Here is a 13,148-nt window from a genome sequence, read left to right as displayed (position 1 = left end):
CGATTTACCTAAAAGTTACAAAGTATTTTAATAATTTTGGCTCAAGATAAGCTAAGCGGATTCTCTCTTATCAATTTCAATAGTTTCTGATATAGGTCTTCCTGTGTAGCTTTAGTATTATATCTAAATTCACATTCCTTTAGATGAAGCAAGAAATTTTCTTTCTTTATCCCTTTAAATTTAGCTAGTCTATGTTTAGCATAACCCCAGAAGTTTTCTATACCGTTTATATGATTTTTACCATTAGCAAATTCATTCTTTGAATGTTTTACTCTATAATGCGCCAAGGCTCCGTAATCAACCAATCCGTCATAAGCTTTCCGGCAATCAGAATAGATAGTAGAGCTATCAAGCTCGCTATATTGCAATAGTATAGGTATTAGCTCACTAGTAGAGCAGTTTTTAACTACTTGGGTATAGACCTTACCATCTCTTTTAAGCATACCGAACACCGGAGTTTTATTTGCCGCTCCTTTACCTCTTTTGCCTCTTACTCTCTTAGCTCCGAAGTAGCTTTCATCAATCTCAAAGCGAAGCTCCTAGGCGAGCTTGCGAGCTGGAAATTTCACCGCTAAATTTGCTTATATTTTCACACTCTTTAGACATAAGAATTCTTATTTCCCTAAAGATTTTACATAGGGTTGCTTCTGAAATTTTAGTTAAATTCGATATCTTTGATGCTTCTATGTCTTCTGCAAAATACTTGAGAATTTCTCTAAATTTCTTCTGCGAAATTCGGGAACGATAGATATACTTGTTTTTCATAGTTCTCATCGTAACTTACTGCTCCTTTGTGTGAGCTTAAGTTAAAGAGAGCCTTATCTTTTAAGAGTTAAAATTTTTAGCAAAAATACCGCTTAAATTTTATTAAATCCAAATCCTCACATTCAGTTTTAAAATTTTAACGATACTCAAAAAGCTTAGAATTTCGCTCTTGATCTCGCTTGCGGGGTCGCGGCGCAGCACGCTTTCATAGACGCTGGGCTCGAAATTATCGCGCCCGGTGTACACGAAAATATGTATCCGCCGCTCTCTGATGCTCGCCCAGATCTGCGCCCCGAGCGCATCGCCCACCGCCAAAAATCGCTCCATAAATGCGGGCGTTAGCACGTACATCGCGTTTTGCGGCTCGTCGCTAAGCACCTTGTATCGCGCGGCAAACTCCACGTTGTCCATCGCAACGGGCTTTAGATCGATGTGCTGTTTGCTTTGCATCTCGCGCGGATAGATGAAAACGGGCGCGATGATGCGTTTGTTAAATTCCGCTACGAAAAACGCCCCTACGAGCTCGTGCTGCAAATTTTGATGAAAAAAACTCACGTCGCTAAACTCGAAGCTAACCCCCTGCCACGCGCCGCCCACGCGGTCGTTGCCGCGCAGATTTTCGATGAACTCGAACAGATCGCTCTGCACCACGCGCCAAAACGGCACGCTGCCGTAGGAGACGTATTCGTAGCCGAGCTCGCGCACGAAAGGCGCCAGATAGTGCTGCTTGTAGCTTTGGCGGTACCGCCCGGTGAAGATCTCTTGCATGCTTTTTACGCCGAGCGCGTAAAGACGCGCTGCTAGCCACGCCCCAAGCGCAAGCGCGGCTAAGCCTATCAACGCCCGCGGCAAGGCCGCGGAGTACTTGAAGATAAAAAACGAGATCGCGACCGCGCCGAATTTCAAAATATTTTCCGTGCCGATGAGATCCTTTTGCCAGCCGTTTAGATGCACCTCTTTAAGGCTCACGGCGAGCAAGGCGACCGCCAGCAGCATAAGCATCGTCGCGCTAAAGCTCTGCACGCCTTGCCTGCGCGCGAAATACGCGATGATGCCGAATACCGCAAACAGCGCCACCGTGCTTATGACGGCGAGCAGCTTTAGCTGCTCTACGTGCTTTTTCGCGTCCAGTCGCAGGCGCTCCAAATCGTAAATAGTCAAAATTTCGCCTTTTTTAAAATTTGTCCGCAATTTTAGCGAAATTCTAGGAATTTTGGAATTTCAAAGCTCGCTCGTTCCCACATAATGCGAATTTTTTATGAATTTCGCACAGCCCCCTAAATTTAAGGATAAATTCAAAGCTCTAAGCTTAAAATTCCGTCCCTGCGGGGGCGGCGCGCGGAAGTGGAATTTCACATAAAAGTGGCGCCAAATTTCAGCGCACGGAAGTTAAATTCCAAGGCATAAATTTGCTACGTAGAATTTTCAAGGTTTGATGCAAAGCGTTATTGGCGCGAGGCTTAAGATCGGTATAAATTTGCTACGTAAAATTTCAAAGCGGGATTTCCTAGCTAAATTTTTTAAAAGCAAATTTCAGTAAAATTTCACGATGCGGAATTTCAAATTAAAATTTTGCAAATTAAATTCCGCAAAGTAAAATTTAAAGCGAAATCTTGCGCCAAAAATGTCGTCATTCGCAAATCAAATCATGGAGCAAAAATGAGATATATTTTCGGGCCCGTGACCTCGCGTAGGTTCGGGCGCAGCCTTGGCATCGATCTGAGCCCGCAGCGCAAGCAGTGCAACTTCAACTGCGTCTACTGCGAGCTGGGCGCGGGCAAGCCGGTAGGCGCGATGAGCGAGCCCTGTGAGATAGGTCCGGTCATCGCCGAGCTGAAAACTGCGCTGCAAAGCCACGCGGGCATTGATGTCATCACGATCACGGCAAACGGCGAGCCTACGCTGCATCCGCGCTTTGCAGAGCTCGTGGACGCGCTAAAGGCGCTGCGCCTGCCGCAGAAGCTACTCGTTTTATCAAACGGCTCGCTCGTGCGCGAAAACAGCGCGGCGTTAGCGAAGCTTGATATCTGTAAATTTTCGCTAGATAGCGTGCTTGCAAAAAGCTTTCGCAAGGTGGACGGTCCGCACGCAGGCATTAGCGCTGAGGATATCATAAGCGCAATCGCGGATTTTGCGCGCGAGTTTCGCGGCGAGCTTGATATCGAAATCCTAGTCGTACGCGGGCTAAACGACACGCAAGAAGACTTTGCGGCGCTGAATGCGGCTCTGGCGCGTATCAATCCGCACCGCGTCGATCTCGGTACGATCGATCGCCCGCCCGCATACCGCGCAGAGGGGGTGAGCGAGGCGCAGCTGCGCTATCTGGCCACTTTCATCGAAAATCAAAACGTAAATATCATCGCCGCACCCAAATACGCAAGCGAGAGGCTGAGCTTTAGCGAGGATGAAATTTTGCGCACTCTCTCGCGCCGTCCGCAGCGTACGAGTGATGTGGAGGCGATGTTTGACGAAGCGAGCGCACAGCTTTTAAAGCGTCTGGCGGATGCGGGCGAAGTCGTTTTTAAAGACGGCTACTATAAAATCGCCAAGAAATAGCGGCGGAATCGCGAGGTAGAATTTCGTTTCGTAATTTAATAACAAAATTTTATCGAGATTTCGCAGGTTGAATTTTGCGTCCAAATTTGCCGACAAAGTAGTGCGCCTAAGACACGGCAAGCTCGATCGAATAGAACTTTTGGATCAAAGCATGATTAAACATCATCTAGGCTCGCAGGATAAAATTTCAGATCGCGATTTAAGCCAAAGCACTTCGCAAAGCTCTAACGCCGAAGCTGCGAGCGAGCAAAATTCCGCCTCGCAAAATTCTCGCGGCGAAGATCGGGGCGCTAAAAATTTAAGCGGCGAAAATTCCGATACCGAAAATTCTGGCGCGCAGAATTCCGGTGCATAAAATTTAGCTCGCATGATGAAAAATGAAGCTACGTTAAAATTTAAAAATTTCACCGCCTGCGCCGCGCGCTCTTTTTGGATCCGCCTAAGGCTCGCGCTAGCAGGCGCGGCTCTTTGCTGCGCACGTCCCGCCGAAGCCGTTTGCCTAGAAAGATCAAGCGCCGTTGCGACGCCGAGCGGAGTGGGTAAAAATTTTAAAAGTCTAAATTTTAATCGTGTAGGCTCGCTTCGTAGCGTAAATTTCGATATCGTTTTTACACGCTTAAATTTAAAATCGCGCGGCGCGGCGTAAATTTATCCGCGGCGGGCGCTATTCCGTGATTTTGGTGGGCTCGCCGAAGAGTCTATTCATCTCGGAGATCAAAATTTCCTTGCCGTCCTGCGCGCCGTTTGCGAGCTCGGCGAGGCCTGCCTTGGCGGCGCGCACGCTCTTGCTTGTATCGCGGGGCTTTGCGGCGTAGTTTTGCGGATCGGTGGATCTTAACAGATCGTCCTTGGGCGGCTGTTTTTCGCCCTCGCTGCTAGCGCCGTTTTTTTGCGTTTTTGCCTCTTTCGGCGCGAAATTTTCTTCGGAATTTTCGCCGCCGTTTGAAATTTCATCCTGCTCGGAGTTTGCGGTCCTGCTCGCGCTTGCTTTGGAATTTTGCGCGCCGCTCGTCGTAGAGCTAGAATTTTCAAGCGGTTTTTCTGCGCTACTTGTAGCGCCCTTTGCTTTGCCTTTTTCTGCGCTATCTTCGCTGCTTGGGGTGGAGTTTTCCGCGCCGCTCGGCGCAAAATTTTCTTGCTTCTGCGGCGCGCCTTGCTCGATCTTGATGGCCGCGCTCTCGCCGAAAAGCGATTTTAGCACGCTATTTATCGCTCGAGAGCCCTTGCGTAGGTACTCTCTGTCCTGCCCCTGCGCGCGCGAGAGCAGATACAGCGTGCCGCGCTCGAACTTTAAAAATTCCACGCACTTGCTAAATTTCTCGCCCAGATCGTAATCGCGGTCGTAAATTTTGGCTAAAAAATTCTCGTAAATTTCATTTTGAGCGCCCGTTTTGATGGAAGAGTTAGAATTTTGCGCCTGCGCCGCTGCGTCCGGTTTGATCTCGCCGCCTGCGTCAGGGCTCTGTTTTGCCGCACCGCCCGCACCGGAGTTTACGGGATGTTTTGCGCCTGCCGTAAAGCTAGGCACGCCGCTTGTCGCGCTACCCTGCTCGCTCGGTGCAAAAGCCGCGCCGCCCGGCTCGCTATTTGGCGCAAATGTCGCACTTTGGTTGGAATTCGACCTAAAATTCGGCGCGGAGCTTTGTGTGTTTAAATTCGGCGCCGAAGCGGAAGGATAGCCCTCGCCTTGATCCAGGGATCTTCCGACCTCTACGAGCTCGTCGATCTCGCGCAGATTTACCGCCTCCATCATCATAAAAATCATCATAGAAATTGCGTAGGTGTTGTCCGGGCTGATGGCGAGCATGCTCTTAGCGCCCGCTAAAATGCGGAAAAACCGCTCATACATCAGCAGGCTAAATTTCGCGTCGCGGCGCAGGAATTTATCCTTTAAATTTGCGATCATCTCGTCGATTATCGTCTCGGCGTTGTAGTTTTCGACCTCTTTGATGATCTCGATCGCGCCCGCGCGGTCCTGGCGCAGCACGACGTCTAAAATTTCGCCGATTTTAGCGGGATCGAGCAAGCCTAACATATCGGCGATCGCGCGCTGCGTGATGCCTTCGCGGCTAAAGATAATCGCCTGATCGAGGAGCGTGAGCGTGTCTCGTAGCGAGCCCGAACCGCTGCGCGCTAGAATTTCGAGCGCGCCCTCTTCGTAAGCGATGTTTTCGGTTTTTAAAATTTGCTCTAGGTGCGCTACGACGGCGCTTTTGGCGATCGGTTTAAAGCGAAAGTGCTGAGTGCGCGATAGCACCGTGACGGGAAGCTTGAGCGGATCGGTGGTTGCAAGGATAAATTTTACGTAGCTAGGCGGCTCCTCAAGCGTCTTTAAAAGCGCGTTGGAGGCCTCTTTGGTGAGCATATGCACCTCGTCGATGATGAAAATTTTAAAGCGCGCGCTTGCGGGATGATACTTCGTCTGCTCGATGAGCTCGCGGATATCGTCGATCTTGCGGTGGCTGGCGGCGTCCATCTCGATGATGTCGATGTGGCGCCCCTCGTTTGCCATTACGCAGTTATCGCAGATCTCGCACGGCTTGCCGGTGGGGCCTTTATCGCATAAAAGCGCTTTGGCAAAAATCCTAGCCGTCGAGGTTTTGCCGCTGCCGCGAAGTCCGCTGAAAAGATATGCGTGGCTCAGCCTGCCCGAATTTAGCGCGTGTGCGAGGCTTTTGGCGACGGCGTCTTGACCGATGAGCTGCTCGAAGCTTTTGGGTCTGTATTTTAAAGCGAGTGCTTGCAAAATTTCTCCTTTGATCTTACAATGATACAAAAAAATCTATAAATTTTAAATTTAGTGCTACAATGCGCCCGAATTTCAGAAAAAGGATCAAAATGAAAAAATTTTTAATCGGCGTATTTGCGCTATTTTTTGTCGCCTGCTCGCAAACCAGCAGCGTCATCAGCCTAAATCCGTATCTCTCTAAGGCCGATCAGACCGTAAGCGGCAAGTCGGTAAATATCAACGCGATCAACGATCAGCGCGAAAATCAGATGGTAATCGCCGTTATAAACGACAACGACGGCAAACTCGTCGATGAAGTGCTTTTAAAAAACAATCTCTCGGCGTGGTTCGATAAGGCTTTGCGCGCGGAGCTTGAGGCTCGCGGCGTAAGGATCGATCCTGCAAGCCCGAATATCGTAACCGTAAATATCAGAAGCATCTCGGCAGCGATCAACGGCTATTCGAAGGAAAATATGAGCGCAAGAGGCGAGATCGCGATTTCTATCGTGCAGGGCAACAAAACCACTACTAAGCGCGTTTCGCAGGATCAGAGCCAATTTACCGCGCTTCGCACGGCTAGATCGCTTAATCCTTTTGTGCAAAGCTTGCTTGGCGACATAGTCAAAAAATCCGCCGATCAAATCATCTTGACGCTTTAGATGCGCTGCGTAAATTGCGGCGCATTTAGCCTGCGCATGATTTGCACCGCTTGCGCCGCAAATTTAGCCGAATGCCGTCTAAGTATGCGGCAGGTGGAGGGCTTTAGCGTATTTTACTACTACGGCTACTCAGAAATTCGCGAGCTTATACTTTCTAAACACCACGAATACGGCGCTGCGGTGCTTGCGCGCATAGCCTCTTTAAGTCTAGCGAAATTCCCGCTTCATCTGCAGCGCGAAATTTCAGCAAATCCGCAAAATTACGAAATGTTTAAAACGGGCGGGGTTTTTAAATTTAACATCGTGCCGCTGGATGATGACGCTCGCAGCGGCTATTCGCACACGGCGATCTTAGCTCGCGCGCTAAAAAGCGAGCTCGTGGAGCCGAAATTTCACTGCCTGCGCGCGCAAAACCGCGTCAAATACAGCGGGCAGAGTTTGGAATTTCGCCTAAAACATAAGCGAAATTTTAAAATTTTAACCCCGCCGCAATTCCCCGTGATCCTAGTAGACGACATCATCACTTCGGGCCTTAGCATGCTGCAAGCGCGCGAGACTTTAATGCAGGGCGGCTTTATGCCCGTATGCGGCTTGGTTTTAGCTAATGCAAAAGAATAATTCGCTATAATCGCGCTTTAAAATTTAAAAGGATATTTATGCAATCAAATATGTTTGAAAATCAGGAGATCATCGATATCGACGTCGAAGAATCGATCAAGACGAGCTATCTTGATTACTCGATGAGCGTCATCATCGGTCGTGCGCTACCGGACGCCAGAGACGGTCTAAAGCCGGTGCATAGGCGAATTTTATATGCGATGAACGATCTTGGCGTGGGCTCTCGCCAGCCATACAAAAAATCCGCTCGTATCGTAGGCGACGTCATCGGTAAATACCATCCGCACGGCGATACCGCCGTTTATGATGCGCTCGTGCGAATGGCACAGAGCTTTTCGATGAGAATCCCTTCCGTGGACGGGCAGGGTAACTTCGGATCGATCGACGGCGACGGAGCGGCGGCGATGAGGTATACCGAAGCGCGTATGACGCCGCTAGCCGAGGAGCTGCTAAAAGACTTAGATAAAGAGACGGTCGATTTCGTGCCGAACTACGACGAGAGCTTAAACGAGCCCGATGTTTTGCCTGCGCGCGTGCCGAATTTGCTGCTTAACGGCTCAAGCGGAATCGCCGTGGGAATGGCGACGAATATCCCGCCGCATAGCTTAGATGAGCTTGTGGGCGGTCTTTTGATACTGCTTGAGAATAAAAACGCAAGCCTAGAGGAGATTATGGGCGAGATCAAGGGCCCCGATTTTCCGACCGGCGGCATAATCTACGGCAAAAAAGGGATCATCGAAGCGTATAAAACGGGCAGAGGGCGGGTTAAAATTCGCGCCAAAACCCATATTGAAAAAAAAGCTAGTAAAGATGTCATCGTAATAGACGAGCTGCCGTATCAGACCAATAAAGCGCGCCTCATTGAGCAGATCGCAGATCTCGTAAAAGAAAAGCAGATCGAAGGAATCTCCGAGGTGCGCGACGAGAGCGATCGCGACGGAATTCGCGTAGTAATCGAGCTTAAGCGCGACGCGATGAGCGAGATCGTGCTGAATAATCTATTTAAGCAAACCACGATGGAAGCGACCTTCGGCGTGATAATGCTCGCAATCGACGGCAAAGAGCCGAAGATTTTCACGCTGATAGAGCTTTTGAAACTGTTTTTGAACCACAGAAAAACCGTCATCATCCGCCGCACAATTTTTGAGCTTCAAAAAGCGCGCGCTAGAGCGCATATCTTGGAGGGCTTAAAGATCGCGCTAGATAATATCGACGAAGTGATTGACGTGATTAGAAACTCCGCCGACACCAACGTCGCGCGCGAAAATTTAATGAGCAGATTCGGCCTTAGCGAGGCGCAATCGGGCGCGATTTTGGATATGAGGCTAAGCCGCCTAACGGGACTTGAGCGCGAAAAGATCGAGGAGGAGCTAAAAGAAATTTTAGCCGAGATAAAGCGGCTTGATGCGATCTTAAAGAGCGAGGAGCTGATCGAGGGCATCATCAAAGATGAGCTTTTAGAGATTAAAGATAAATTTAAATGCCCGCGCATCACCGAAATCGTCGATGACTACGAGGATATCGACATCGAAGATTTAATCGCGAATGAAAATATGGTCGTTACGATCACTCATCGCGGCTACATCAAGCGCGTGCCTAGCAAGACTTACGAGAAGCAAAAGCGCGGCGGCAAGGGGCGCGTGGCGGTCACGACATACGATGACGACTTCATCGAGAGCTTTTTTACGTCCAACACCCACGACACGCTTATGTTTATCACCGACCGCGGGCAGCTTTACTGGCTCAAGGTCTATAAAATTCCGGAGGGCTCGCGCACCGCAAAGGGCAAGGCGGTAGTAAATCTAATCCAGCTCGGCGCGGACGAAAAGATCATGGCAATCATCCCTACGACCGATTTTGATCCGAGCAAGTCGCTCGTATTTTTCACTCGCAACGGCATCGTAAAACGCACGAATTTAAGCGAGTTTAAAAATATCCGCTCGCTCGGCATCCGCGCTATCAGCCTAGATGAGGACGATACGCTAGTAACCGCTCTCATCGCTCCAAATAGCGCCGAGGAGATGCAAAACTACAAAGGAGGCGCTCTAAGCGGCGACGATCTGGACGGCGGCGAGGCCGAGGAAATTCTAGAGCAGACCGAGCAGGATATTTTAGAAGGAAGCGAGAATGAAATTTCAGATGAAATTTCGCAAGACGAGGGCGCACAAGAGGGCGAGCCACAAAGCGCCAACGAAAATATGCTCTTCATCGCTACAAAAAAGGGAATGTGTCTTAAATTTAATCTAAATAAAATTCGCCAGATGGGGCGTATCGCTCGCGGTGTAAAGGGTATTAAATTTAAAGAAAAAGGCGACGAGGTCATCGGCGCCGCGTTCATTTTAAGCGATATGCAAGAAATTTTAAGCGTGAGCCAAAAGGGTATCGGCAAGCGCACGACCGCGAGCGAGTATCGCCTCACAAACCGCGGAGGCAAGGGCGTCATCTGCATGAAGCTCACCAACCGCACGGGCGAGCTCATCGGCGTCGTGATGGTCGATGAGGAGATGGATCTTATGGCGCTAACCACCAGCGGCAAGATGATCCGCGTAGATATGCAAAGCATCCGCAAAGCGGGCCGCAACACCAGCGGCGTCATCGTCGTAAATGTCGAGGGCGACGACGTCGTGAGCATCGCGACCTGCCCGAAAGCCGAGGAGGGCGACGAGGGCGAAGCGGACGAGCTTGTGCAGGATGAAAATTTATTAAATTCAAATTTAGATAGCAAAGATTCGCGAAGCGACGGCCCTAGCGATGAAATTTTAAAAGGAGGAGAGGATGAGTAGTTACAATATCGCCATCGTAGGCGCTACCGGCGCCGTAGGCGAGGAGATTTTGCGCGTCTTAGACGAGATGAACTTCCCCGTAAAGGACATACTGCCGCTTGCAAGCGCAAAGAGCGCGGGCGAAAAGGTGGAATTCCGCGGTAAAGAATACGTCGTGAAGGAGCTTACCGACAGCACCTTCGACGGAAATGAGATCGACATCGCATTTTTTAGCGCGGGCGGCTCCATTTCGGCGCATTACGTGCCATTTGCGGCGGCAAGCGGCGCAGTGGTGATCGACAATACGAGCCACTTTCGTATGCAAGAAGACGTCCCGCTCGTCGTGCCTGAGTGCAATCCGCAGGATATCGAGCTGTGGAAAGAAACGGGCATCATTGCCAATCCGAACTGCTCGACCATTCAGATGGTTCAAATTTTAAAGCCGCTTGACGATGCGTTTGAAATAGAACGCGTGGACGTAAGCACCTACCAAGCCGCCAGCGGCGCAGGCAAAGAGGGTATGGAAGAGCTTGTGTTTCAGCTGCAAAAATTCTTTGAATTTAAGCTTGATGAGTGCAAACCTAAAGTTTTCGCGCACCAGCTAGCATTTAACGTCATCCCGCACATCGACGTGTTTTTGGATAACGACTACACCAAAGAAGAGATGAAGATGGTGAACGAAACGCAGAAAATTTTGCATAAAAACTTCGCCGTTTCGGCTACCTGCGTGCGCGTGCCGGTGCTGCGCAGCCACAGCGAGGCGATCACGATTAAATTTAAAAAGGATTTCGAGATTAGCCGCGTGCGCGAAATTTTAAGAAACGCGCCTAGCATCGTGCTTGCAGACGATCCAAGCAAAAACGAGTACCCGATGCCGCTGCTTTCGAGCGACACAAATGAGACCTACGTCGGCAGGCTCCGCAGGGACAATTTCGACGATAAAATTCTGCATCTTTGGTGCAGCGCCGATCAGATCCGCGTCGGAGCGGCTACAAATGCCGTGCGCATCGCACTTCGCTGGATCGATATGCAGCAAAAATAAGGCGTCGGGGTCGTTAAATTTCGCGGCGCAGAATTTCGGAGCTTCGCAATCTGTGCACGAAATTTAACGATGAAATTTTAGACGCCATAGGCTCGGATGCTTAAATTTCGCCGCGCCGCAGGATCGCGCCGGAGCTTTACGGCGCCTCGCAGGCTTGAGCGTTAAAATTTTGCGCCGCTTAAATCGGCGCGGATCTGAACTTTTATAAAATTCACCGCGCGCCGCGTAAATTTATAAATTAGGCGCGCAGATCGGTGCATAAAAGCTCGCTTCAAAATTCCGCGCCGCAAATCTAGATTTGAGCGATCCTGGCGCACCGTAATCTAAATCGCGCCGAGCATCTAAATTTAAGCGCGCTCAATTTCCGGCTCGGCGGAATTTTATTCGCGCAGATCGCTTCGGCACATATTTGCGAGCTAAACACGGCGCGACGAAACAGCTAAATTTAAAGGATAAAAATGGTTTTCATCGACGCATGCTTCGGCAAAGAGACCCCATACACGCCCATTTGGATGATGCGCCAGGCGGGGCGCTACCTGCCGCAATACATGGCTGTGCGCGAGAGGGCGGGCGATTTTTTGAGTCTGTGCCGTGACTACCGCGCCGCTAGCGAGGTAACGATCCAGCCCGTGGAGATTTTAGGCGTCGATGCGGCGATTTTATTTAGCGATATTTTGGTCGTGCCGATGCAGATGGGGATGGATCTGCGCTTCGAAGCGGGCGAAGGGCCGCGCTTTAGCAATCCGATCCGCTCGCGGGACGATCTGGCGCGCCTTGATCCGCAAAAGGCCGCTGCGGAGCTCGGATACGTTTATGATACGATCTCGCTTACTCGCTCTCGCCTTGCCGCGGACAAAGCGCTCATCGGCTTTTGCGGCGCGCCGTGGACGATCGCTACCTATATGATCGAGGGCGGCGGCAGTAAAAATTACGCCGTTTGCAAAAGGATGCTCTACGAAAATCCGCAGCTTCTGCATGAAATTTTGCGCCTCGTTACGGAGGCGACGAAACTTTATCTGGCGCGCCAGATCGGCTCGGGCGTCGATGCGGTGCAGATCTTCGACAGCTGGGCAGGCGCGCTGGAGCCGAGCGCGTACGAGGAGTTCGGCTGGCGATACATCCTAGAAATCACGGAATTTTTAAAGGCGAAATTCCCGCATATCCCGCTCATCGTCTTTGCCAAAGGCACGGGCGCGCAGATATCGCGGCTGAGCCGTATCGCGGAGCAGCGAGGCGAGGCGAGCTTTGACGTATGGGGCGTGGATTGGAGCACTCCGATTGAGCTTGCGCGCGAGCAGCTCGGGGGCAAATTTGCGCTTCAAGGCAACCTGGAGCCGATGCGGCTATACGATCGCGGCGCGATAGAATCGGGCGTGCGCGAGATTTTAACGGCGATGAAGGGTGTCGCGCATATCTTTAATCTAGGCCATGGAATTTTGCCCGACGTAAGCGTGCAAAACGCCAAATATCTGGTGGATCTGGTGCACGAGCTAAGCGCGCGCTAAACTGGACTTTGCGAGAGCCTGCTTGCGGCGCGTCGTTGTGAAATTTTATAAAACCGTAATTTAAAATTTCACTCGCCCGGGTCGCTTGCTTTGCTTCCGCTGTTCATGAATTTCAAATTTCACGCCGCTAAAACAGCTCACGAAACGCAAAACTCTAAATTTTAAAATTTAGCCGTAGTTTAAAATTTTATGCCGAGCGGGGCTTAAAATTTTACGCGCTGTATCTGCGACGGCGTAAAATATCGTAAGCCTGAGGGTTTAAATTTAGCCCGCACATTAAATTTATGGCTCGCACGCCCTAAATTTAAGGATAAATTCAAAACTCTAAGCTTAAAATTTCGCCGTAGCGGGGCGGTGCGCAGAAGTGAGATTTCGTATAAAAGCGGCGCCGAATTTTGGCGCGCGGAAGCAAAATTTAAAGCGTAATTCAAAGCGAAATTCTGCGAGCAAGCAAACCCCGCAAATCAAATCATGGAGCAAAAATGAGATATATTTTCGGGCCCGTGACCTCGC

At 50.2% G+C, this 13,148-nt stretch carries 10 protein-coding genes and 1 pseudogene; 8 read left to right on the top strand and 3 right to left on the bottom strand.

What is annotated here, in order from left to right; all coding sequences use genetic code 11:
* Nucleotides 1-41: 41 nt before the first annotated feature.
* A pseudogene (locus Q0537_RS08400) lies at nt 42-765 on the bottom strand (IS1595 family transposase).
* A 102-nt stretch (nt 766-867) separates the two neighbouring features.
* Entirely contained in the window at nt 868-1,926 is a 1,059-nt protein-coding gene (locus Q0537_RS08395) for a DUF3137 domain-containing protein (RefSeq protein ID WP_299227054.1), read from the bottom strand.
* A 498-nt stretch (nt 1,927-2,424) separates the two neighbouring features.
* On the opposite strand from Q0537_RS08395, the gene Q0537_RS08390 reads away from it, so the two are divergent.
* The 3 genes from Q0537_RS08390 (at nt 2,425) to Q0537_RS08380 (ending at nt 3,967) form a co-directional block, all read left to right on the top strand.
* Nucleotides 2,425-3,321, top strand: coding sequence for a radical SAM protein (locus Q0537_RS08390; protein WP_299227051.1), 897 nt, complete (start codon nt 2,425-2,427; stop codon nt 3,319-3,321).
* 67 nt (nt 3,322-3,388) lie between these two features.
* Entirely contained in the window at nt 3,389-3,676 is a 288-nt protein-coding gene (locus tag Q0537_RS08385) for a hypothetical protein (RefSeq protein ID WP_299227048.1), read from the top strand.
* 15 nt (nt 3,677-3,691) lie between these two features.
* The gene (locus Q0537_RS08380; RefSeq protein WP_299227045.1) at nt 3,692-3,967 is read left to right on the top strand and encodes a hypothetical protein; all 276 of its coding nucleotides are present in this window, start codon (nt 3,692-3,694) and stop codon (nt 3,965-3,967) included.
* An 18-nt stretch (nt 3,968-3,985) separates the two neighbouring features.
* Here the strand turns inward: Q0537_RS08380 and Q0537_RS08375 are convergent, their stop codons facing one another.
* Nucleotides 3,986-6,067: a DNA polymerase III subunit gamma/tau gene (locus Q0537_RS08375; RefSeq protein WP_299227043.1), complete on the bottom strand. Its 2,082-nt coding sequence runs from the start codon at nt 6,065-6,067 to the stop codon at nt 3,986-3,988.
* Nucleotides 6,068-6,159: 92 nt separating this feature from the next.
* Here Q0537_RS08375 and Q0537_RS08370 point away from each other — a divergent pair, with 92 nt between their 5' ends.
* From Q0537_RS08370 to hemE, 5 genes are all read left to right on the top strand, one after another.
* A complete protein-coding gene (locus tag Q0537_RS08370) occupies nt 6,160-6,708 on the top strand; it encodes a YajG family lipoprotein (protein ID WP_297949356.1) in 549 nt (182 codons plus the stop codon).
* Entirely contained in the window at nt 6,709-7,326 is a 618-nt protein-coding gene (locus tag Q0537_RS08365) for a ComF family protein (protein WP_299227040.1), read from the top strand.
* A gap of 50 nt (nt 7,327-7,376) precedes the next feature.
* Nucleotides 7,377-10,109, top strand: coding sequence for a DNA gyrase subunit A (gene gyrA, locus Q0537_RS08360; RefSeq protein ID WP_299227057.1), 2,733 nt, complete (start codon nt 7,377-7,379; stop codon nt 10,107-10,109).
* Nucleotides 10,102-11,130 carry an aspartate-semialdehyde dehydrogenase gene (locus Q0537_RS08355; protein ID WP_299227038.1) on the top strand — a complete coding sequence of 343 codons (1,029 nt, stop codon included), beginning with the start codon at nt 10,102-10,104 and terminating at the stop codon, nt 11,128-11,130. The genes gyrA and Q0537_RS08355 overlap by 8 nt, the downstream gene beginning before the upstream one ends.
* A gap of 458 nt (nt 11,131-11,588) precedes the next feature.
* Complete coding sequence (hemE, locus tag Q0537_RS08350) at nt 11,589-12,635, top strand: uroporphyrinogen decarboxylase (protein ID WP_299227036.1); 1,047 nt, start codon at nt 11,589-11,591, stop codon at nt 12,633-12,635.
* The last annotated feature ends 513 nt before the right edge of the window (nt 12,636-13,148 follow it).

It is taken from the genome of uncultured Campylobacter sp. (assembly GCF_938017775.1).
GTDB lineage: Bacteria > Campylobacterota > Campylobacteria > Campylobacterales > Campylobacteraceae > Campylobacter_B.
The sequence above is the reverse complement of the archived record's forward strand: the minus strand, read 5'-3'. Positions and strand labels throughout refer to the sequence as shown.